We start from the raw sequence: 22,060 nt of genomic DNA on the forward strand, positions 1-22,060 counted from the left end.
CGGGCGGCATCCATGCTTGAGGCGATTGGACGAACCCCCAAACGTCCTATAGAGTTTTTTCTCGTTGGAAAATGAAGAAACACCGTGAAATGCGCTGCATGGAGCGGGAATCTCAGGTCGTTCTCCTTCTGCGGACGTAGCTCAGCTGGCTAGAGCACCACCTTGCCAAGGTGGATGTCGCGGGTTCGAATCCCGTCGTCCGCTCGCAAGACACTGTAGGGCCGGCTCAGTCCGGTGACCGGAGAGATTCGGTCATGGTGGGGTGGCCGAGAGGCGAGGCAGCGGCCTGCAAAGCCGTCCACGCGGGTTCGAATCCCGTCCCCACCTCGTTACGGTACTTGCACCCATGGAAATGGGCGATTGGCGCAGCGGTAGCGCGCTTCCCTGACACGGAAGAGGTCACTGGTTCGATCCCAGTATCGCCCACGACGGCGCCCCCTCGGGGGCGCTTTTTTGCGGACGTAGCTCAGCTGGCTAGAGCACCACCTTGCCAAGGTGGATGTCGCGGGTTCGAATCCCGTCGTCCGCTCTCAGGCCGGTTGTCGGCCGTTGCCCGGTCCTGGCGAGGACCGGGCATTTTTTATGCTCCGCCATGGGCGAACGTATCGATTATCCCGGGTTGCGCCCAGCTTCCTGTCCTACACTGGCTGCAGCGGAGACGGACTGCGTCTCCAGGACCGAAAGGAGGTGTCCGTGGGTTTATTGGATGGGCTCAAGGGCAAGGCCGGCACCCTCGCGGGTAAGGCGACCGAACTCATTGGCGATAATTCCGACAAGGTGAAGAACGGCATCGGTAAGGCTGGCGGATTCATCGACAGCAGGACCCATGGCAAGTACTCGCACCACATCGACGGAGTGCAATCAAAGGCTTCGCGGATGGTCGACAACATCGACAAGAAGGACGGCAAGGGCGACGTCGGCCCTACCCTCCCGCCGGCCGTGTGATTCCAGCCCGGCAATAAGGAAGCGCCGGTCCCGCCGAGAGGCGGCACCGGCGCTTCTTGCATGTCGGCCCCTAGGACCTAGCTCGCCACGTCACTGCCCTGGCGCGCGAGGGCGGTCAGGCGGGAGACGGCACGGTAGTACTTCTTCATGTAGCCGCCACCCATCATCTCCGGCGTGAAGAGATTGTCGAACGTGGTGCCGCTGGCCATGATGGGCACGTCGCGGTCGTACAGTCGGTCGGCGAGGACGACGAACCGCAGCGCCACGGACTGCTCGGTGATTGTCTCCACGTTGTGCCAGGCCACGGCGTCGACGCCGTCCAGGAGCTGCCGATAGCGGCTGGGATGCACGTCGGCCAGGTGCCGCAGCAGGTCGGAGAAGTCGTCCTCCGCGAGGACGCCCGCTGAGAAGGAGTCGATGCGGTCCCGCAGGGCGGCGTCATCGATAGCCTCCGGAGCCTGTGGGAGGCCACGGTGACGATAGTCGTCTCCGTCGATCCTGGCCACCTCGAACTGGTCCGCGAGGACCTGGATCTCCCGCTGGAAGTCCTGGGCGGCGAATCGTCCGTCGCCGAGCGATCCCGGCAGGGTATTCGACGTCGCGGCCAGTTTGACGCCGGCGTCGGCCAGTTCCCGCATGAGGCGGGACATGAGGACCGTGTCGCCGGGGTCGTCGAGCTCGAACTCGTCGATGCAGACGAGGCTGTAGCCGCTCAGTGCCTCCACGGTCTTCCGGAAGGTCAGCGCTCCCACGAGGTTCGTGTATTCGACGAAGGTGCCGAAGGACTTGCTGCCGGAGGAGGCGTGCCAGAGCGAGGCCAGGAGGTGCGTCTTGCCGACGCCGAAACCGCCGTCGAGATAGATGCCCGCCCGGGAGGCAGGCTTCCTGCCGCCGAAGAGCTTCCGGAAGCCCGAGGGCTCCGGCTCGTTGACGGCGGTGGCGAACTCCCGCAGTTTGGTGACGGCGGCCGTTTGTGACGGCTGCTGGGGATCCGGACGATAGCTGTCGAAGGACACCTCGCCGAACCGCGGGGACGGGTAGAACCCGCCGAGCAGTTCATCGACGGAAACCTTCGGTGAACGCTGTGTCAGGTGTTCGATGACTGGCACGGGTGTGGACCGCTTTCTCTCCGGCAGGGGTTCGTCACGGTGTGCGTGGGCCACGACGGCGTAGCGCACGCGCCGCTTCCGCTACGCAAGCCTACGGCAAGCCCGTCCGTCCAATACCCGGGCAGCACGGGATTGCCGGGCCTTGACCGCAGGGCATGGAGGCGCCCTCACCGTTCCACGGAGCCCGCCCGGTTACCCGGCTCCCGCCGGAGCACCCGGAAGCAATTGCCACGGCCCGTGGTTAGGCTAGTGGAAGACCCGCACCGTGCAGACAGCTATGCGAAAGGCCACAATGACCCTGGCATCAGATACACAGGACAAGTTCGCCGAGTACGCCCACCCGGAGCGCCTCGTCTCCACCGACTGGCTTGCCGCCAACCTCGGAACAGACGGGCTCGTCGTCGTCGAATCCGACGAGGACGTCCTGCTGTACGAGACCGGGCACATCGCCGGCGCCGTCAAGATCGACTGGCACACAGAGCTGAACGACGAAGTGACGCGCGACTACATCGACGGCGAAGGCTTCGCCCGCCTCATGGCGGCCAAGGGCATCTCGCGCGACTCCACCGTGGTCATCTACGGGGACAAGAGCAATTGGTGGGCCGCCTACGCCCTGTGGGTCTTCACGCTCTTCGGTCACGAGGACATCCGCCTGCTCGACGGCGGCCGGGACAAGTGGGTCGCCGAGGGTCGGGACATGACCACGGACCGGCCCGACGTCGCCACGGCCGAGTACCCCGTCGTCGAGCGCGACGACGCTTCGATCCGCGCCTTCCTGGGCGACGTCATGGAGCATCTCGGCAAGCCTCTGATCGACGTCCGCTCCGGTGACGAGTACACCGGCGCCCGGACCACCATGCCCGCCTACCCGGAGGAGGGCGCCCTGCGCGGCGGCCACATCCCCACGGCGGCGTCCGTCCCCTGGGCGCGTGCCGCCGCCGAGGACGGCACCTTCCGTACCCGCGCGGAACTGGACGCGATCTACCGTGACGAGGCGGGCCTGCAGGACGGCGACGACGTCGTGGCCTACTGCCGGATCGGCGAGCGGTCGAGCCACACGTGGTTCGTCCTCACGCACCTCCTCGGATTCCGGAACGTCCGTAACTACGACGGCTCCTGGACCGAGTGGGGCAACGCCGTCCGCGTTCCGATCGTCAAGGGCACCGAGCCGGGCGAGGTTCCCGCGTCCGCAGCGCGATCGGCGCAGGCAACGCGATGACCACTGAGGCCGTCCCCGCGAAACTCGCCGAGATCATCGACGACTTCCAGGACCTCACCGAGCCGGATCGGCTGCAGCTCCTGCTCGACTTCTCCCGCGGCCTCCCGGGTCTGCCCGAGCGCTACAGCGAACACCCCGAACTGCTCGAGCAGGTCGTGGAGTGCCAGACCCCGCTCTTCCTGACCATGGAGATCGGGGACACACCGGAGCGGCCCGTGCACCTCTTCTTCTCGGCACCGCCGGAGGCCCCGACGACCCGCGGCTTCGCAGGGGTGCTGCTCGAGGGGCTGGACGGGCTGCCGGCGGCCGAGGTGCTCGCGATTCCCGACGACGTGCCGGACCGTCTCGGTCTCACGCGTGCCATCACTCCCCTGCGCATGCGCGGCATGAGCGCGATGCTGGGCCGCATCAAACGGAAGATCAGGGAAGCGCAGTAGTCCCGGCGTCTACTGACCCGGGGGTTCGGCGACGCCGGCCGCGTGCGACCTCCCGCCGGGAAGGGTGCGCCCGAACACGTTTGCGTCGAGCCAGCGTTCGACGACGGACTCCCACCGCTCCGGGTCGAGGTTCCACTCCTTCGTATGACGTGCGCGCTGGAACCGCTCCAGGGTCACGAAGGCCGGGTTCTTCGCAGCGAGTTCCGCGGAGGGCCCGATCGGGACGAATTCGTCGTCCTCGCTGTGCAGGAGGAGGGTCGGCAGCGTGAGCTGCTCCGCCCGGGCGATCCAGTCCATGCTCTTGAGGTCGAGGGGCGCGGCCAGCCCCGTGATCCGTCGCGCACGCTGGCTCGCCAGGAGGTACTGACCCAGGCGTCCCACCGGCGCCGGGATCCGGTTGAGCTCGGCGTGGTGCGCGAGCACCTCGATCCAGTTGATGACGGGACCGTCGAGGACGAGCGCGCAGATACGCCGGCGGTGGCGCGAGAGATCGGCGGTCTGCAGCACGATCGCACCCCCCATGGACCACCCGAAGAGGACGACGTCGCGCGCCCCGTGGGAGACGGCGTAGTCGATCGCCGCGTCGACGTCGTGCCACTCCGTCATGCCGAGCCCGTATCGGCCGTCCGGGGCCGACGGTGCCTCGCCGTCGTTCCGGTAGGACAGGACGAGACTCGTCATCCCGAGGCGACGCGCCGGTCGCAGGGCACGCAGCGCCTCGGCACGTGATGCTCCGCGGCCGTGCACCATCACCGCCCATGTGGTCGCGGGGGCTTCCGCCCGGACGAGCCAGGCCGGAGCGGATCCACCCTCCACGGGGATGAGGACCTCCTCGTCCGCAAACCCCATGGCAGAGGGCGCCGGGTAGACCGCACCACCCCACCAGCCCCGCGTCGCCGCAGCGAGATCACCCGAATAGACGCTCTCGACCTCGCGCTCCACGGTGCCCTCGCGGGGGACGTACGAACGGATGGCCCCGATGCGGGCATGTCCCGTTCCCTGGTCGAAGTGGAGGCTGTACTTCCCCTCGATGACCGTGTCCTCATTGGCCGGCAGGATGACGGTCCGGCTGCCAGCGGATCCGACGACCGCGAGGATGTCGAGGTTCTCGTCCCGACCGCGGGAGGGCGTCACGATCTGCCGCGCGAAGTAGACGGCGAGCCCGGACACCGCCCCTGCGGCCGAGGAGGCGACAGCTGCTCCTGCCCCTATTCCCAGTGCCGTCCACTTGAGCCAGGGAGTGGGGACCCGCTGCGCTGCGGCCGTTGACCTCGTCGATGCCATAGCTTCATTTCTACCCTGCTTCCGCCCCGTGCGGCCAAGCCCCGCCGCTCGGCTCCGTCCCGGGGCTCCGAGTGCGGGACTCCCGCAGTACAGTGGCGCCATGAGCCAAACGATCCTCGTGCTGACCGAGGAAGCCCTGACACACGCCGATCTCCTCAACCTCCAGACCCTGCAGGGCGACGAGCCGGCGGAGGTGGTGGTGCTGATTCCCGAGGACCGGAACGAGTCCGTCCTCGGGGAGTTCTTCCGCCACCTGAGTCTTCTCGAGGTGGGTGAGGCCTTCCGGACCTTCTCCGCGGACGACCGCCGCCATGACGAGATCACCGCGCGTACCGCCGTCGAGGAATCGCTGCAGCTGCTCACTCGTGAGGGGTTCGCCGCGCGCGGACGGACGACGACGGGCAACCCGGTCGACGCCCTCGTGCAGGAGGCGACCGACAGCGGCGCCGCGCAGGCCGTGGTCATCACGCGTCCGCACGCGATGGCCGATACCTTCCACACGGACTGGGCTAACAGGGCGCAGGACAAACTCGGGATCGCCGTACTGCACCTGTACTCCGGCTCGGGATTTATTGGCGACTCGTAGGCGTTGGACCGGGTATGACGACTGAACGCGAGGCCTACACGCCTGACATCGACAAGTCCGACGACGAGTGGCGCCAGGAACTGACACCCCAGGAATACCAGGTGCTGCGCAAGGCCGGCACCGAGCGCCCCTACACGGGTGAGTACTACGACTCCAAGACCGCAGGCACCTACGAGTGCCGGGCCTGCGGAGCCGAGCTCTTCACGAGTAACGAGAAGTTCGACTCCCACTGCGGATGGCCCTCCTTCTGGGCGCCGCTGGCCGAGGACAAGGTCCGTTACCTGTACGACCGCTCGCTGGGCATGGAGCGCATCGAAGTCCGCTGCGCACGGTGCGACTCCCACCTCGGACACCTGTTCAAGGGTGAGGGCTTCGACACTCCCGTGGACCAGAGGTTCTGCATCAACTCGATTTCCATGAAGCTGGTCCCCGCCGGCTGAGCGGTGCATCTCACTCCCAGGACTCCGAAGGCCGGCCCCCGGGCCGGCCTTCACCATGTCCCCTGTAGCAAGGCCGTCTGGTCCTAGCGGGGATCGTGAGCTCAGCACCATAAGACTTCCTTACTCTCAAGGGTTTTGAGTGTAAGTAACGCTGACTGTGTTGCTACGCTTCCGGCAACGGACCTACACCCCGACCCGAGAAAGCAGGAGCCATGACCCTCGCCCCCGCCTCCACCAAGCCCACTTCCACCACACTCACCGACACCACAACAGCCCGCGACACTTCGGGGCACACCAGGCCACAGGAGCACAGCTCCTGGCTGGCGCTCAAGGCTGCCGCCCGGGAATTGCGCCTGCTACAGGTGAAGGACGGCTCCATCCCCGATCCTGATCACCATGCCGCCGCAAGCGCGCACACGACCACCATCACCGCGGCGGTGCAGGACCTCGCACCCCTGTTCCCGCACGACGCCGAGTACCTCGCGCGAACCGTGGCCGCATTCGAGGCATGGCGCGCCGGCGGCTTCGCCGTCCCGGACTTCCTCGAGCCGCTCCTGGCCTTCCAGCCGCAGCTCGACCGTGTCGACGGGCTCCAGCACCTCGTCGTCTTCCCCATGTACACGCAGAACGGCAGCACCAGCCGTCTCGTCGAGGCGGTGCTGATCGAGGTCCTCTGGCCCGAGTTCATCGCCGAGCTCGAGGCAGGCGCGTACTCGAACGCCCTGTTCGTGCCGATCCGCTTCCTCGACTTCACCGAGGGTTACGACACCAACTCCGCCGTGCTCTTCCCGGAGACCGTCGCCGTCAGCTCGACGCCGACCTTCACCTGGGGTGCCATCTTCGCGGATCGTGAGGCAGCCCGCTTCCGCCGCGTCGTCAGGGCGGCTGCGGACATCACGCGCCTCGACCTGCCCCGGGACGCCCTCGACCTGCTCGACGACCAGACGCTGGCCGAAGAGACCTTCGTGATGTGGGACCTCATCCATGACCGCACCCATATGCGCGGTGACCTCCCCTTCGATCCCTTCATGATCAAGCAGCGCATGCCGTTCTTCCTCTACTCGCTCGAGGAACTGCGGTGCGATCTCACGGCGTTCCGTGAATCGGTGCGCATCGAGAAGGACGACGACGCATCGCCCGAGGCGAGGAAGCACGCGAAGCTCGTCCAGTACGCCGTCATCTTCGACCGCATCTTCCGCTTCAGCATCACCGGGAGCCGGGTTCGCAACTATGACGGCCTGGGAGGACAGCTCCTCTTCGCCTGGATGCACCAGCACCGCGTCCTGCACTGGACCGACACCAAGCTGACGATCGACTGGGACGACGCGGCCGCCGTCGTCGTCGCCCTCGGCGAGCAGATCGAAGAGCTGTACTGGCGCTCGATCGACCGCCCGAAGATCGCCCACTGGCTCGCCGCCTATGAGCTCGTCTCCGCCACGGTGACGCCGCACCCCGCCTCCCTCTGGGCCAAAGGCCCTGACGCGCTCGAGCTCATGGGCCCGCCGCGCGGCCTCACGGACGCCGTGCTCGACGACGAATTCCCCCTCTCGATGTTCTTCGAGGCGCTGGACCGCAAGATGAAGCCCGTGATCGAGTCCACGGCCGGCATCACGGCGGACCTGGCATGAGTGCTGCCGAGGCCGCCCGGACTGCCGTCGTCGCGGGTGCCACGAGCGCGTCCGGCGTCGCCCTCACCCGGCTCCTGGTCGAAGCCGGGTACGGCGTGGTCGCCGTCGGCTCCGACGCCGGGAGGCTAGACGCCGCCTTCGGGGTCCTCGACGGCGTCGACCGCCAGGTGTGTGACCTCACCGACGAGAGCGCCGTCACCGCCCTTGCCGAACGGGTACGTGCAGACCATGGAGGCGCACACGCGCTCTTCCACCTGGTCGGCGGCTGGAGGGGCGGCAGGGGCATCACGACGCAGACGACGTCGGACTACGACGCCCTGCACCGCTCGGTCTTCCTCACACTGTTCAACACGAGTCGGGCGTTCTACGACCAGCTCGCCGCACGGGACGGCAGGCTTGCAGCAGTATCGGCGACGGCGGTCGCTGCCCCGACAGCGGGCAACGCCTCCTACGCAGCGGTGAAGGCGTCCGTCGATGCATGGCTGCAGGCCGTGGCCGACGGCTTCGCGAAGGACGGCACCTCGGCCGCGGCCACCGCCGTCGTGGTGAAAGCCCTGGTGGACGACGCCATGCGCGCACAGCAGCCCGAACGGACCTTCCCGGGTTTCACGCACGTCGACGAGCTGGCACGCATCCTCGCGTCCCTGCCGGGGAGGCCGGCTCCGGAGATCAACGGAGCCCGCATCGATGCCGTTCGGGGATAATGGGAACGTGACCGACACGATGATCCCCGCCGCAGACGCCTCCCTCCACGACCGCACCCAGCGCAGCTTCGCCTCCGACAACTACTCCGGCGTGCATCCCGAAGTGCTCACGGCGCTCGCAGCCGCCAACGAGGGACACCAGGTCGCCTACGGCGAGGACCAGTACACCGCGCGGCTGCAGGAGGTGATGGAGCACCACTTCGGTGAGGGCATCTCGATCTACCCCGTGTTCAACGGCACCGGCGCGAACGTCCTGTCCCTGCAGTCGATCCTGCCGCGATGGGGCGCCGTCATCTGCCCGCGGACCGCGCACATCAACGTCGACGAGAACGCCGCACCCGAGCGCGTCGGCGGGATCAAGCTGCTGACCGTGCCCACGCCGGACGGCAAGCTCACCCCCGAACTGATCGACCAGGAGGCCTGGGGCTGGGGCGACCAGCACCGCGCACAGCCCCTGGCCGTCTCGATCACCCAGACGACAGAGCTCGGCACGCTGTACTCCGTCGCCGAGATCAAGGCCATCGCGGACCACTGCCACGCCCGCGGCATGCGCGTCCACATGGACGGCGCCCGCCTCGCCAACGCCGCCGCAGCCCTGGGACAACCGTTGCGGGCCTTCACCCGGGACGCCGGCGTGGACATCCTGTCCTTCGGCGGCACCAAGAACGGGCTGATGTTCGGCGAGTGCATCGTGGTCCTCGACCAGGAGGCATCCACTGGGCTCGAGTACCTCCGGAAGCTCAACATGCAGCTCGCCTCGAAGATGCGCTTCGTCTCGGCACAGCTGATCGCACTGCTGGAGGGCGACCTCTGGCTCCGCTCGGCGTCGCACGCGAACGCCATGGCGGCCAGGCTCACCGAGGGCGTCCGCGGTATCCAGGGCGTGACGCTGACCCAGGAGACGACGGCCAACGCTGTCTTCGCCCTCCTGCCTCCGGGCGCGGCGGACCGCATTCGGGAGAGCTTCCGCTTCTACGACTGGGACCAGGCCACGGGCGAGGTCCGGTGGATGTGCTCCTTCGACACCACCGAGGAGGACGTCGATGCCTTCATCGACGCGATCAGCCGCGAGGTCTCGTCCTGACTCCAGCCCGTCGACCGGAGGGCTTCCAGCCCCTCGGGCCACGGCGCGCCGCCGCCGAACCCACCCCTGCAGGGCATAGCCTGCGGGTGTGAGTGCATTAGGCGGCATATCCCAGCTCCCTGGAGAATTCCTCGACGCCCTCTCCGGTCTCCGGAAGGCAGCCCGACGCAGTGAGATCAGGCTCGAGGAAATACCTGCTCCCTCCCGTCTCGCCCCCTTCGCAGTTGCGCTCGGAGCGGAGATCTTCGCATCGACCCCGGTCACGCCACCGCCCCTCCACGGGCCTGCGCGAGCCCTCGTCCTTCCGCCCCAGCCCGAGGAACTGGCCACCGGCCGCTTCATCCTCCTCTACGATCCCGAGGGATCCGAGGTTTGGAACGGATGCTTCCGCATCGTCACATACATCCGCGCGCAACTCGAACCCGACATGGGCAATGACGCCCTGCTCGGCTCCGTCGCGTGGACGTGGCTCGTGGAAGCGCTCGAGAATCACGGCGCCCGCCATCACAGTACGGGCGGCACGGCCACGCGGATCCTGTCCGAGAGCTACGGCACCCTCGAGGACCGCCCCGACACCATCGACATCGAGTTGAGGGCTTCCTGGACGCCGACGACCTCCGACGTGCGGCGCCACCTCGAGGCGTGGTCCGAGATGGTCTGTACATTCGCCGGGCTGCCTCCCCTGCCCGAGGGCGTCGCGCACCTGCCACACCGCAGGTCCTGAGCGTCCCTGGAGCTATGGATCCCTTCAGGACACGGCCCGCTGCGGGGATAGACTGAAATCACCATGAGTTCCCACACCTCCGAACAGACGGACAGCGCCGAAGCGTCCGATCAGACCGTCGATACCGATGCCTCCATCCCACTCCCCCTCCTGACCGAGCCGCGCGGCGGCGTCCCCCTCGTGATCGACACCCAGGCAGGGCTCGAGCGGGCTGCAGCGGCACTCGCGGCGGGAACGGGACCGGCGGGGGTCGACGCCGAGAGGGCATCCGGGTTCCGTTACGGGCAGCGTGCCTTCCTGGTGCAGATCCGTCGGGAAGGCGCGGGAACGTGGCTCATCGACCCCGAGCCCTTCGACGACCTCCGCATCATCGACGACGCGCTCGACGGCGTCGAATGGATCCTGCATGCCGCCAGCCAGGACCTCCCCTGCCTCTCGGAACTCGCGATGTGGCCCGACCGGCTCTTCGACACCGAGCTCGCGGCCCGCCTCGCCGGCCTTCCCCGCGTCGGGCTCGCCGCCGTGATCGAATCCCAGCTCGGCTTCAGCCTCGCCAAGGAGCACTCGGCCGCGGACTGGTCCAAGCGCCCGCTGCCCGAGCCGTGGCTCCGCTATGCCGCGCTCGACGTCGAGGTCCTATCCGAGCTGCGCGCCAAGCTCGTCGATCTCCTCGAACGTGACGGTAAGCTCGCCATCGCCGAGGAGGAGTTCGAACACATCCGGCAGACCCCACCGGCTGAACCGCGCGTGGATCCGTGGCGCCGCACCTCGGGGCTGCACCAGTTGCGCGACCGTCGGCAGCTCGCCGCCGTACGGCAGATGTGGCTCGAGCGTGAGGACCTCGCGCAGCGCCGGGATGTCGCGCCAGGCCGCCTCATCCCGGATTCGGCGATCATCGCGGCCGCCAAGGCGATGCCTGCTACGGTGCCTCAGCTCCTGGGTACCAAGGGCTTCCATGGGCGTGCAGCCCAGAAGGAGGCACCACGCTGGCTGAAGTGCATCAGCGATGCGCGGAAGCTCACCGACCTCCCCCCGCTGCACATCTCCACGAACGCCCCTCCGCCGCCGCGGATCTGGCCCGAGAAGGACCCGGAGGCCGCTGCTCGCCTGCAGACGGCGCGCCCGCGCGTGGCCGCCCGCGCGGATGCGCTCGGGATGCCGCTGGAGAACCTGCTGACGCCGGACTATTTGCGGCGTATCGCCTGGCGCCCGCCGGCAGTGCTCTCCCTGGAATCCGTGTCGGCAGCCCTGATCGAACTGGGCGCCCGGCCTTGGCAGGTCGAGCAGGTCGCGGCGATCATCACGGTAGCCTTCCTCGATCCTGATCCCCTGCCGGCCAGGGGCCAGCAGGCCGACCGGCAGACCGAAGCGCAGGCGGACCAGCACGCCGCGGCGCAGCCGGTCCCACCGTCCATCCGGGTGACGACCACCGACTGATCCCGAGGACCCTCCTGGCTGCTTGCACGCTATGTTACCCATCAGTAACATAGTGGCGGATCAACATCTCAAAGAGGAGCAACAGGTGAGCCTACACATCGGGACCACGTCCCCGCGGAGTGCATCACGCGCCGTCCGCGACGTCGTCTTCGTCGATGGAGTCCGTACCCCCTTCGGCAGGGCAGGCGACAAGGGCATCTATGCGGGAATGCGTGCCGACGATCTCGTGGTGAAATGCATCCGCGACCTCATGCGCAGGAACCCGTCCCTGCCGGCCGAGCGCATCGACGAAGTCGCGATCGCGGCCACCACGCAAACCGGCGACCAGGGGCTGACGATCGGTCGGACCGCGGCACTCCTGGCGGGTCTGCCCCGGACGGTGCCGGGATTCGCGATCGACCGCATGTGTGCGGGCGCCATGACCGCCGTGACCACGACGGCCTCCGGCATCGCCTTCGGCGCCTACGACATCGTCATCGCGGGCGGCGTCGAGCACATGGGCAACCACCCGATGGGAGTCGGCGCAGACCCGAACCCGCGCTTCGTCTCCGAGCGGATCGTCGACCCGGCAGCACTCAACATGGGCAATACCGCCGAGAACCTCCACGACCGCTTCCCGGCCATCACGAGGGACCGCACGGATGCCTACGCGGTCCGCAGCCAGCAGAAGCTCGCCCAGGCGTACGAGGCCGGGCAGATCCAGCCCGGCCTCGTCCCCGTGGCCGGCAGGAAGCCCGGCTCCGGCTGGACCCTCAACACCGTCGACGAGCCTCCCCGTCCCGGCACGACCGTGGAGGATCTCGCCACCCTGCGGACGCCGTTCCGCGCGCACGGGCGGGTGACGGCAGGCAACGCCGCCGGCCTGAACGACGGAGCGACGGCGGCCCTGCTCGCCTCCGCGGACGCAGCTGCGGAACTCGGGCTTCCCGTCCGCATGCGCCTGGTGGCGTACGCCTTCGCCGGCGTCGAGCCCGAGGTGATGGGGATAGGCCCGGTTCCCGCGACCGAGAAGGCCCTGCGCCAGGCGGGCCTCGACATCGCCGACATCGGCCTCTTCGAGATCAACGAGGCCTTCGCCGTCCAGGTCCTGAGTTTCCTCGACCACTTCGGCATCGACGACGAGGATCCGCGCGTCAACCGCTACGGCGGAGCCATCGCCGTCGGGCACCCGCTCGCGTCCTCCGGCGTCCGCCTCATGAACCAGCTCGCACGCCAGTTCGAAGAGGACCCCTCGGTGCGCTACGGCATGACCACCATGTGCATCGGTCTCGGCATGGGTGCCACCGTCATCTGGGAGAACCCCCACCACGAGCACTACGGACAGGATGCAGCATGAGCTTCGAACGCTACGACGAACTGGTCGGGCTCGTCCCCACCGAGGTGGTAACCCACTCCTACGTCCAGGACATCGCCCTTCCCGAGGGTGCCGGCGTCCTTGCGCTCATCACGCTGGACAACGACCTGGATTCCACGAAGCCGACGACGCTGGGGCCGAACACCCTCATCGAGTTCGGCCGCACGCTCGAGGGACTGAAGGAACGCGCCGCACGGGGCGAGATCAGCGCCGTCGCCGTCACGGGCAAGCCCTACTTCCTGGTGGCGGGAGCCGATCTGAGCACCGTCAAGAGCGTGAGGTCGGAGCACCTCGGCAGGCTCATGGCGGAGCTCGGCCATGAAGCCTATGACCTGCTGTCCGACATGGGCGTGCCGAGTTTCGCGTTCATCAACGGAGTTGCGCTCGGTGGCGGGCTCGAAGTGGCTCTCGCGGCCAACTACCGGACGGTGTCCTCGGGTGCCAACGGCATCGGGCTGCCGGAAGCGTTCATCGGGCTCGTCCCGGGCTGGGGCGGCGTGTACCGCCTGCCGCGCCTGATCGGGCCTGCGAACGCCGTCAAGGTCATGATCGAGAACCCGCTCAGCAACAACCGCAGCCTCGATGGCAGCGCGGCGTACGAGCTCGGTATCGCCGACGCCCTGTTCGAGCCCGCCGACTATCTCGAACAGTCGCTGGTGTGGGCAGCACGGGTCCTCACGGGTGGCGAGGCAGCGGAGGCGGTTGCGCAGCGACGCGCCAGGCTCGCCCGGTACGACGACGTCGCCTGGGCCGGAGCTGTCGCCGCGGGACGTGCGTTCGTCGAGGCGAAGACCAGCAATGCGGCCCCGGCGCCGTCGCGCGTCCTCGACCTGCTCGAGGCCGGACGGACCCTGTCGCAAAAGGAATCGGCGGCGGCCGAGTGCGCGGCGCTTTCCGACCTCATGCAGACACCCGAGTTCCACGCCACGGTCTACGCCTTCCTCGACCTCGTGCAGAAGCGCGGCAAGCGCCCGGCAGGAGCCCCGGACCGGAAGCTGGCCCGCCCGGTGACGAAGGTCGGCGTCGTGGGCGCCGGGCTGATGGCGAGCCAGCTCGCCCTGCTCTTCGCCCGGCAGCTCAAGGTGCCCGTGGTCCTCACCGATATCGACCAGGCCCGCGTGGACAAGGGCGTGGGGTACGTCCACGCCGAGATCGACAAGATGCTCGGCAGGAAGCGCCTCTCGCAGGACGCGGCGAACCGCACCAAGGCGCTCGTATCCGGCTCCGTCTCGAAGGAGGTCTTCTCTGATGCCGACTTCGTCATCGAGGCGGTCTTCGAGGAGATGTCCGTCAAGAAGCAGGTGTTCAAGGAGGTGGAGGCCGTCGTCTCCCCCGAGTGCATCCTTGCGACCAACACCTCCTCGCTGTCCGTCGCCGAGATGGCAGCCGACCTGCAGCACCCCGAGCGCGTGGTGGGCTTCCACTTCTTCAACCCGGTGGCGGCGATGCCGCTGCTCGAGGTCGTCCGGGCACCGAAGACCGACGAGTCCGTGCTGGCGACGGCGTTCGTCCTCGCCAAGGGACTGAAGAAGAACGCGGTGCTGGTGCAGGATGCCCCTGCCTTCGTGGTGAATCGCATCCTCGGGCGTATGTTCGGCGAGATCACGGCGGTGTTCGACGAGGGTACGGACGCGGAGACCGCCGACAGCGCGCTGCGGCCCCTGGGACTGCCGATGACGCCGTTCAGGCTCCTCGCACTCGTGGGACTGCCCGTCGGGCAGCACGTGCAGGAATCGCTGCACGCGGCCTTCGGCGACCGGTTCCACGTCTCCTCGAACCAGCAGAAGCTCATCGAGGCCGGGGTCAAGGGACTGTGGGAGAGGCAGGAGGACGGCACCGAGATCGTCCCCGAGCAGACCCTGGCGCTGATCGAGCGCGGGAGCACGCCGTCGTCGGCGGAGGACGTCCTGCGCCGCACGCAGGACGCGCTGGCGGACGAGATCGGGCGCATGCTGTCCGAGGGCGTCGTCGCGGCGCCCGAGGACATCGATCTCTGCATGATCATGGGCGCGGGATGGCCGATGCACCTGGGGGGCATCACGCCCTACCTCGACCGGGTCGGGGCGTCGGAGCGCGTTCTCGGGAAGACCTTCCACCAGGCCTGACGGGACATTGGAAAGGCCCCTGCCATTCGGGCAGGGGCCTTTGTCGCGGAGGGAACGGACGGCTCAGGCCGCCGGGCGGGGGAAGATCCGATCGAGTTCCGCGAGGTCGTCGTCCGATGGCGTCCACGCGACGGCTGCCGCGTTCTGGCGAACCTGCTCGGGCGAGGTGGCACCGGCGATGACGGACCCGACCGAGGGCTGGGCGGCCAGCCAGGAGAAGGCCACCTGCACCTCGGTGACCTCGCGCTCGGCCGCGAACGCGGAGAAGGCCTCGAGCTGGTCCCAGTCCACGGTCTCCAGCACGTTCCTCCGGGAGTGGGTGAGCCGACTCCCCGCGGGGACCTCGTCGCGCCGGTACTTGCCCGTCAGCAGGCCGTTCGCCAGCGGGAAGTACGGGAGGACCCCGAGCCCGTAGGCCTCGACGGCGGGAACGACCTCTCGTTCCAGGCGACGGTCCAGCAGGTTGTAGGGATTCTGCGCGGAGATGAACGGCGTGTAGCCGCCGCTGCGTGCCGTGAACTCGGCCTCGGCAATCTGCCAGCCCGCGAAGTTGGAGTGGCCGAGGTAGCGAACCTTGCCGCTCGTCACGAGGTCGTCGAGGGCCGCGAGGGTCTCCTCCACAGGCGTCAGGGCATCCGGAGCGTGGTACTGGTACAGGTCGATCCACTCCGTCCCGAGGCGACGGAGCGAGGCCTCGACAGCGCGGATGATGTAACGCCGGGATCCGCGCGCATTCCAGTCCGGGCCGTTCACCCCGCCCATGTCGAGGCCGAACTTGGTGGCGAGGACGACGTCCTCGCGCCCGCTGCCGAGCGCCTTCCCGAGCTGCACCTCACTGACCCCCGGCTCGACCCCGTACATATCGGCGACGTCGAACAGCGTGATGCCGGCGTCGATCGCTGCATGGACGACAGCGTCGGTGCCCTCCTGGGATCGGGAGGTCGTGCCGGCCCTGCCCAGATTGTTGCAGCCGAGCCCGACGGTGGAAACGCTGAGTCCCGAGGAACCCAGTCTGCGGTAGGTCATCATGGACCTAACCTACCAACACAGTTGCCCCGGGCACATGACCGAGGCAACTGTTGACGTTCGGTGGGGTCAGGCGAACCAGATGCCGATCTCACGCACCGCGGATTCCGCGGAATCGGATCCGTGGACGAGGTTCTGCTGCACCTTCGCACCCCAGTCGCGGCCGAAGTCACCGCGGATGGTCCCGGGCGCGGCCGTCGTCGGCTCGGTGGTCCCGGCGAGGGACCGGAAGCCCTCGATGACGCGCTGGCCCTCGAAGACGGCCGCCACGATCGGTCCGCTCAGCATGAACTCCACGAGTGGTTCGAAGAACGGCTTGCCGACGTGCTCCGCATAGTGCTCCTCGAGGAGTTCGCGGGTGGCGTGCACCTGCTTGAGCTCGGCAATGGTGTAACCCTTCGCCTCGATACGGGACAGGATGGAGCCGGTCAGGCCGCGGGTCACGCCGTCGGGCTTGACGAGGACGAGGGTGCGTTCAACGCTCATAGGATCTCCTGGGCAGGTGGGCGCTGCCGTGGAACGGCGCGCGATGGGAACAGCTGGTATCGGTATCGACTCTACTCAAGCCGGCGGGCCTACTCGGGGTTCGCCTTCTCCCAGGCGGCCTGCACCCGGTCGCGCTCCACGTTCTCGCGGTCCACGCGCGTTCCCTGCCGTATGCCGAACAGCCAGATCAGGGCGAAGGCGAGGCCGACGACGAACATGGTGGGCTCGAGGAATCCGCCTGCGATGAGAACGAGCTGCAGGAACCAGCCGACGCCGACGCCCCAGGGTTTCGTGAGCACCGCACAGGTCAGGATGAGGACCACGCTGAGGATCAGTCCCGCCGTGAGGATGAGCCCGGGGGAGATCTCGTCGCGTCGCAGACCGAAGACCGCGAGCGTCGCGAAGAACACCACGAATGCCTCGAGCAGCAGGACCGTCGAGGCGAACAGGATCTTCGTGGACCGGCGCTTCCTGGGCATGCCGGGCCGCCATTCGCGCTGCGCCTTCGTCATGCGTGCCATGCTTCGCCTACTTCCCGAGGAGCGTGCGGGCTTCTCCGACCACCGTGATCGAGCCGGTCACGAGGATGCCCCCTGCCAGATCATTATTCTCCTCGACCTTCATGACGGCCCATTCCAGTGCGTCATCGAGGGAGGGTGCGATGTTGATGTTCTCCTCGGCGAAACCGGCCGAGAGGGCGGCCTGCAGGAGGTCCGCCGCCGGCACGGACCGGGGCGACGTCGACTGCGTGAGGCAGACGTCCTCCAGGATGCCGCCCAGTTCCTCGTGCAGTTCGGCGAGCATCCCCGCGGCGTCCTTGTCCTCGAGGATGCCGATGACGAGCACGAGGCGGGAGAAATCGAAGGCCTCGTTGATGCCCTTGGCCGCGGCGCGGGCGCCTGCCGGGTTGTGCGCGGCGTCGACGATGATGCTCGGGGCGGTGCGCACCACCTCCAGGCGTCCGGGTGACGTGACGGCGCGCAGGCCGTTGCGCACCAGGACGGTGTCCAGCTCACGCTCACCGCCGCCGAGGAAGGCCTCGACCGCTGCGACGGCCAGGGCGGCGTTCTCCGCCTGGTGCTCGCCGTGCAGGGGTACCAGGAGCTCGCCGTAGCGGCCGGCGAGTCCGGTGAGGGACACCACCTGGCCGCCGACCGCGACCGTCCTGGACTCGACCCCGAACTCGACGCCCTCGAAGCGGAATTCCGCGCCGACCTCCCGGGCCCGCTCGAGGAGAACCTGGGCGGCGTCGTGCGGCTGGATGGCGCTCACGAGGAATGCGCCGGGCTTGATGATGCCGGCCTTCTCCAGGGCGATGTCCTCGACGGTGTCGCCCAGCAGGTCCGTATGGTCGAGGGAGATCGGAGTGACCACCGCGACCTGCCCGTCCCCGACGTTGGTGGCGTCCGTGATCCCGCCCAGGCCCACCTCGATGACGCCGACGTCGATGGGCTCGTCGGCGAAGATGGCGAACGCGAGGATCGTGACGCACTCGAAGTAGGTCAGGCGGGGCTCGCCGGCCACGAGGAGTTCGCCGTCGATGATGTCGAGGTAGGGCTTGATCTCGTCCCAGACCCGGACGAACGTCCCATCGCTGACGGGCTCGCCGTCGATGCTGATGCGCTCCGTAACGCGGGACAGGTGCGGGCTCGTGTAACGGCCTGTGCGCAGGTCGTGCGCCAGCAGGATGCTCTCGATCATGCGCGCCGTCGTGGTCTTGCCATTGGTTCCGGTGATATGGATGATCGGGAAGGCCCTGTTGGGCTCGCCCAGGATCTCCATGGCCCTGTACAGCGGGGCCATCCGCGGTTCCATCCTGTTCTCCGGCGCGCGTCCGAGCAGCTCGGCGTACACGCTCTCGACCGAGAACCTGTCGAGCCCTGCACTGATACCCGTGGAATCTGTCCCGGTGTCGTCCATATCATCCATGGTGCTGCTCCTGCTTCCCGACGGTGATGCTGAATTCGTTGCCTGCTGCCTCGTCCGCGGTGATGCGGAGCTCCACCGTCAGGGTCTCGGACCTGATCAGGGCCGCATTGGCCTCGAGGGCCTCCACCCTGTCGGGGGCGACGCCGATCGTGGTGGTGATGCGGTCGCTGATGTCGAGGTCCGCGTCTCGGCGTGCCTGCTGGACGGCCCGTATCGCGTCGCGAGCCGTGCCCTCCGCCGCCAGCTCCTCCGTGACCTCCGTGTCGAGGACGAGGAATCCGCCGCCCGGCAGGACCGTGACGGCCTTCGACGCGGCATCGTTCCCCTCCACGATGGTATCGAGCGTGTACTCGTGCGGCTCGAGGGCGAGGCCGCCGGCAGTCACGACTCCGTCGTCGGACACGGACCAGTCCCCCGACTTCGCCGCCTTGATGACGGTCTGCACGTTCTTGCCAAGGCGCGGTCCCGCCGCCCGGGCCTGGACGACGAGGCGCTGCGAGATCCCGAACTCGGCCGGTTCGGCATCCGCCGAATCGACCAGGCGCACGCCCTTGAGGTTGAGTTCGTCCGCGATGATCGACTGGTACTGGCCGGAGAGCTGGGCAGCTCCGGGCGCGACGACGGTCAGCTCGCGGAGCGGCAGGCGCACCCGGAGGTTCGCTGCCTTCCGCAGGCTGGAACCGACCGAGCACACCTGGCGGGTGCGGTCCATCTGCTCCACCAGCTCCGGGGCGGCGGGGAACGATGCGGTGTCGGGCCAGTCGGTGAGGTGCACCGAGCGCCCTCCGGTGAGCCCGCGCCAGATCTCCTCGGTCACCAGGGGAAGCAGTGGAGCGGCGGCCCGGCAGACTGCTTCCAGGCAGGTGTAGAGCACGTCGAAGGCGTCCGTGTCCTCGTCGAAGAAGCGCTGGCGGCTGCGGCGGACGTACCAGTTGGTCAGCGTGTCCAGGTAGCGACGCAGGGACTCGCACGCGTCGCTGATGGTGAAGGCATCGAGCGCTGCAGTGAGGTCGCGGACGAGGTTGCCGGTGTTCGCCAAGATGTAGCGGTCGATCGGCTCCTTCAGCTGCGCTGCGGCCTCCGGCGTCACGGTCTTCGCCTCGTAGCCCGCGCCGCCGTTCGCGGCGTTCGTGTAGAGGCTGAAGAAGTGCCAGACGTTCCACAGCGGCAGGATCACCTGGCGGACGCCCTCGCGGATACCCTGCTCGGTGACCACGAGGTTGCCGCCGCGGAGGATCGGCGACGCCATGAGGAACCAGCGCATGGCGTCCGAGCCGTCGCGGTCGAAGACCTCCGAGACGTCGGGGTAGTTGCGGAGGCTCTTGGACATCTTTTGTCCGTCGGACCCGAGGACGATGCCGTGGCTGATCACGTTGCGGAAGGCGGGGCGGTCGAAGAGCGCCGTCGAGAGGATGTGCAGCATGTAGAACCAGCCACGGGTCTGACCGATGTACTCCACGATGAAGTCGGCCGGGTTGTGGGTGTCGAACCACTGCTCGTTCTCGAACGGGTAATGCACCTGGCCGTACGGCATGGAGCCGGAGTCGAACCAGACGTCGAGCACGTCCTCGACGCGGCGCATGGTGGACTGCCCGGATGGATCATCGGGATTGGGACGGGTCAGCTCGTCGATGAAGGGACGGTGGAGGTCGACGTCGCCCTGCTTGTTCACCGGCAGCCGCCCGAAGTCCGCCTTCAGTTCCGCGAGCGAGCCGTACACGTCCGTGCGCGGGTACTCGGGGTCGTCCGACTGCCATACCGGGATGGGGCTGCCCCAGAAACGGTTGCGGCTGATGGACCAGTCGCGTGCGTTGGAGAGCCAGGTGCCGAATTGCCCGTCCTTCACGTTGCCCGGGATCCAGGTGATGTCCTGGTTGAGCTCGACCATGCGGTCGCGGATCTTCGTGACCTCGACGTACCACGATGACACGGCGCGGTAGATCAGCGGATTGCGGCAGCGCCAGCAGTGCGGGTAGCTGTGGACGTAGCTGGCCTGGCGGACGAGGCGGCCCGCCGTCCTCAGGACACGCGTGATGTGCCTGTTCGCTTCGAAGACCTGCAGCCCGACGATCTCGGCCAGCGGCCCTTCCCTGAAGATCGGCAGGAACTTCGCGCCCTCGTCGACCGAGAGGATCACCTGGATGCCGGCTTCCTCGCAGATCTTCTGGTCCTCCTCGCCGTAGGCGGGCGCCTGGTGGACGAGCCCGGTGCCATCCGTCGTGGTGACGTAGTCCGCCACGAGGATGCGGAAGGCGTTGCGGTATCCGCCCTCGTCCGGATCGGCGAGGTAGTCCCACAGCGGTTCGTAGGTGAGTCCCTCGAGTTCCGTGCCGAGGTGTCGCGACGAGACGGCGGCGTGGGCGGCGGGCGCGTTGGCGAAGCCTAGGTCCTTGGCGTAGTTGCCGAGGAGGTCCTCGGCGATCAGGTACCGTCCTGCGGCGCCGTCGCGCTCGGCGTCGACGACCGCATAGGTGATGTCCGGCCCGACGGCGAGCGCCGCGTTCGTGGGCAGGGTCCAGGGGGTGGTGGTCCAGGCGAGCGCCTGCACGCCCGCGAGGTCCTGCGACAGGACGGACTCCCCGGCGAGGATCGGGAAGGTCACGGTGACGGTCTGGTCCTGGCGGTCCTGGTAGACGTCCTCGTCCATGCGGAGCTCGTGATTGGACAGCGGCGTCTCGTCGTTCCAGCAGTACGGCAGCACGCGGTAGCCGTTGTAGGTGAGCCCCTTCTCGTGCAGGGTCTTGAAGGCCCAGAGGACGGACTCCATGTACTCCGGGTTGAGCGTCTTGTAGTCGTTGTCGAAGTCGACCCAGCGTGCCTGCCGGGTCACGTAGTCGCGCCACTCCCCCGCATACTTCATGACGGAGGCGCGGGAGGCGTCGTTGAACTTGTCGATCCCCATTGCCACGATCTGCTGCTTGTCGGTCATCCCGAGCTGCTTCATCGCCTCGAGTTCGGCCGGCAGCCCATGGGTGTCCCACCCGAAGCGCCGCTCCACGCGGTGGCCGCGCTGGGTCTGGTACCGGCCCACGAGGTCCTTGGCGTATCCGGTGAGGAGGTGCCCGTAGTGCGGCAGCCCGTTGGCGAAGGGCGGGCCGTCGTAGAACACGAACTCGTTCGAGCCGTCCACACCGGCATCACGGGCATCGATCGATGCCTGGAAGGTCCCGTCCTCCTGCCAGTAACGCAGGACACGCTCTTCGAGTTCGGGAAAGCGTGGGGACGCGCTGGTTCCGGGAGAAGCGCCCCGGGCGTCGGGTGACACTGCTTTCGGGTAGATCTGCGGCATGGTTTTCATCCTGTGTACGGCGGCGTCGGGTGGAGCAGGAATCCTGCTGTGAGGACGGGTTCCCGTTCCGCCCACCGCCGGTTGCCTGACCGGCCGCGGGGGTCCTGGACCCGCGGTACCACCTCACTTGCCGCCGTCGTCCGCCGTGCCGCTCCTGGCGGGTACAGCGAGCGGGGCCGCCGCTCGTTCAGGCTGTGACGGGCCATCCCGTCCGGTTCTACGGGCCGCCCGTGGGGCTGGCCTTTCTTCCGGAAGCTCACCGGTGATAGCCGGG

Annotated in this window: 19 protein-coding genes and 4 tRNA genes; 16 read left to right on the forward strand and 7 right to left on the reverse strand. The window is 68.0% G+C overall.

The window, feature by feature from the left end; all coding sequences use genetic code 11:
- The first annotated feature begins 130 nt into the window (after positions 1-130).
- From D6T63_RS03940 to D6T63_RS03960, 5 genes are all read left to right on the forward strand, one after another.
- A tRNA-Gly gene (locus tag D6T63_RS03940) sits at positions 131-204 on the forward strand.
- 52 nt (positions 205-256) lie between these two features.
- Positions 257-327: transfer RNA gene (locus tag D6T63_RS03945), tRNA-Cys, on the forward strand.
- 27 nt (positions 328-354) lie between these two features.
- Positions 355-426, forward strand: a tRNA-Val gene (locus tag D6T63_RS03950).
- Positions 427-455: 29 nt separating this feature from the next.
- Positions 456-529 (forward strand) — tRNA-Gly (locus tag D6T63_RS03955).
- A gap of 164 nt (positions 530-693) precedes the next feature.
- Entirely contained in the window at positions 694-945 is a 252-nt protein-coding gene (locus D6T63_RS03960; RefSeq protein WP_235830543.1) for an antitoxin, read from the forward strand.
- 77 nt (positions 946-1,022) lie between these two features.
- Here D6T63_RS03960 and zapE read toward each other — a convergent pair whose 3' ends face one another.
- Complete coding sequence (zapE, locus tag D6T63_RS03965; protein ID WP_120148035.1) at positions 1,023-2,054, reverse strand: cell division protein ZapE; 1,032 nt, start codon at positions 2,052-2,054, stop codon at positions 1,023-1,025.
- A 292-nt stretch (positions 2,055-2,346) separates the two neighbouring features.
- Here zapE and D6T63_RS03970 point away from each other — a divergent pair, with 292 nt between their 5' ends.
- Together D6T63_RS03970 and D6T63_RS03975 are read left to right on the forward strand one after the other, a co-directional pair.
- Positions 2,347-3,273 (forward strand): sulfurtransferase, encoded by a 927-nt coding sequence (locus tag D6T63_RS03970; RefSeq protein ID WP_120148036.1) that lies wholly within the window; start codon positions 2,347-2,349, stop codon positions 3,271-3,273.
- Positions 3,270-3,710, forward strand: coding sequence for a SufE family protein (locus D6T63_RS03975; protein ID WP_120147740.1), 441 nt, complete (start codon positions 3,270-3,272; stop codon positions 3,708-3,710). The genes D6T63_RS03970 and D6T63_RS03975 overlap by 4 nt, the downstream gene beginning before the upstream one ends.
- 9 nt (positions 3,711-3,719) lie before the next feature.
- On the opposite strand, the gene D6T63_RS03980 is transcribed toward D6T63_RS03975, so the two are convergent.
- Positions 3,720-4,994 carry an alpha/beta hydrolase family protein gene (locus tag D6T63_RS03980; RefSeq protein ID WP_120147741.1) on the reverse strand — a complete coding sequence of 425 codons (1,275 nt, stop codon included), beginning with the start codon at positions 4,992-4,994 and terminating at the stop codon, positions 3,720-3,722.
- A 100-nt stretch (positions 4,995-5,094) separates the two neighbouring features.
- On the opposite strand from D6T63_RS03980, the gene D6T63_RS03985 reads away from it, so the two are divergent.
- From D6T63_RS03985 to D6T63_RS04025, 9 genes are all read left to right on the forward strand, one after another.
- Positions 5,095-5,580: a hypothetical protein gene (locus D6T63_RS03985; protein ID WP_120147742.1), complete on the forward strand. Its 486-nt coding sequence runs from the start codon at positions 5,095-5,097 to the stop codon at positions 5,578-5,580.
- Positions 5,581-5,594: 14 nt separating this feature from the next.
- Positions 5,595-6,020, forward strand: coding sequence for a peptide-methionine (R)-S-oxide reductase MsrB (gene msrB, locus D6T63_RS03990; protein ID WP_120147743.1), 426 nt, complete (start codon positions 5,595-5,597; stop codon positions 6,018-6,020).
- Positions 6,021-6,232: 212 nt separating this feature from the next.
- Entirely contained in the window at positions 6,233-7,648 is a 1,416-nt protein-coding gene (locus D6T63_RS03995; RefSeq protein WP_220725874.1) for a DUF6421 family protein, read from the forward strand.
- Complete coding sequence (locus tag D6T63_RS04000) at positions 7,645-8,352, forward strand: SDR family NAD(P)-dependent oxidoreductase (protein ID WP_120147744.1); 708 nt, start codon at positions 7,645-7,647, stop codon at positions 8,350-8,352. The genes D6T63_RS03995 and D6T63_RS04000 overlap by 4 nt, the downstream gene beginning before the upstream one ends.
- A gap of 19 nt (positions 8,353-8,371) precedes the next feature.
- Positions 8,372-9,436 (forward strand): threonine aldolase family protein, encoded by a 1,065-nt coding sequence (locus tag D6T63_RS04005; protein WP_120148038.1) that lies wholly within the window; start codon positions 8,372-8,374, stop codon positions 9,434-9,436.
- Positions 9,437-9,524: 88 nt separating this feature from the next.
- Positions 9,525-10,160: a DUF3000 domain-containing protein gene (locus tag D6T63_RS04010; RefSeq protein WP_120147745.1), complete on the forward strand. Its 636-nt coding sequence runs from the start codon at positions 9,525-9,527 to the stop codon at positions 10,158-10,160.
- A 63-nt stretch (positions 10,161-10,223) separates the two neighbouring features.
- Positions 10,224-11,597, forward strand: coding sequence for an HRDC domain-containing protein (locus tag D6T63_RS04015; protein ID WP_120147746.1), 1,374 nt, complete (start codon positions 10,224-10,226; stop codon positions 11,595-11,597).
- Positions 11,598-11,682: 85 nt separating this feature from the next.
- The gene (locus D6T63_RS04020; protein ID WP_235830544.1) at positions 11,683-12,933 is read left to right on the forward strand and encodes a thiolase family protein; all 1,251 of its coding nucleotides are present in this window, start codon (positions 11,683-11,685) and stop codon (positions 12,931-12,933) included.
- Positions 12,930-15,056, forward strand: a complete 2,127-nt coding sequence (locus D6T63_RS04025) for a 3-hydroxyacyl-CoA dehydrogenase NAD-binding domain-containing protein (RefSeq protein WP_120147747.1) — start codon at positions 12,930-12,932, stop codon at positions 15,054-15,056. The genes D6T63_RS04020 and D6T63_RS04025 overlap by 4 nt, the downstream gene beginning before the upstream one ends.
- A gap of 63 nt (positions 15,057-15,119) precedes the next feature.
- Here the strand turns inward: D6T63_RS04025 and D6T63_RS04030 are convergent, their stop codons facing one another.
- The 5 genes from D6T63_RS04030 to ileS form a co-directional block, all read right to left on the reverse strand.
- The gene (locus D6T63_RS04030) at positions 15,120-16,085 is read right to left on the reverse strand and encodes an aldo/keto reductase (protein ID WP_120147748.1); all 966 of its coding nucleotides are present in this window, start codon (positions 16,083-16,085) and stop codon (positions 15,120-15,122) included.
- Between the two features lie 66 nt (positions 16,086-16,151).
- The gene (gene ndk, locus D6T63_RS04035; RefSeq protein ID WP_120147749.1) at positions 16,152-16,568 is read right to left on the reverse strand and encodes a nucleoside-diphosphate kinase; all 417 of its coding nucleotides are present in this window, start codon (positions 16,566-16,568) and stop codon (positions 16,152-16,154) included.
- Between the two features lie 89 nt (positions 16,569-16,657).
- The gene (locus tag D6T63_RS04040) at positions 16,658-17,089 is read right to left on the reverse strand and encodes a DUF4233 domain-containing protein (protein ID WP_120147750.1); all 432 of its coding nucleotides are present in this window, start codon (positions 17,087-17,089) and stop codon (positions 16,658-16,660) included.
- Between the two features lie 7 nt (positions 17,090-17,096).
- Positions 17,097-18,497 carry a bifunctional folylpolyglutamate synthase/dihydrofolate synthase gene (locus D6T63_RS04045; RefSeq protein ID WP_407923702.1) on the reverse strand — a complete coding sequence of 467 codons (1,401 nt, stop codon included), beginning with the start codon at positions 18,495-18,497 and terminating at the stop codon, positions 17,097-17,099.
- The gene (ileS, locus tag D6T63_RS04050) at positions 18,490-21,786 is read right to left on the reverse strand and encodes an isoleucine--tRNA ligase (protein ID WP_235830545.1); all 3,297 of its coding nucleotides are present in this window, start codon (positions 21,784-21,786) and stop codon (positions 18,490-18,492) included. The genes D6T63_RS04045 and ileS overlap by 8 nt, the downstream gene beginning before the upstream one ends.
- Positions 21,787-22,060: the final 274 nt, after the last annotated feature.

Source organism: Arthrobacter cheniae, assembly GCF_003602275.1.
Taxonomy (GTDB): Bacteria; Actinomycetota; Actinomycetes; order Actinomycetales; family Micrococcaceae; genus Arthrobacter_D; species Arthrobacter_D cheniae.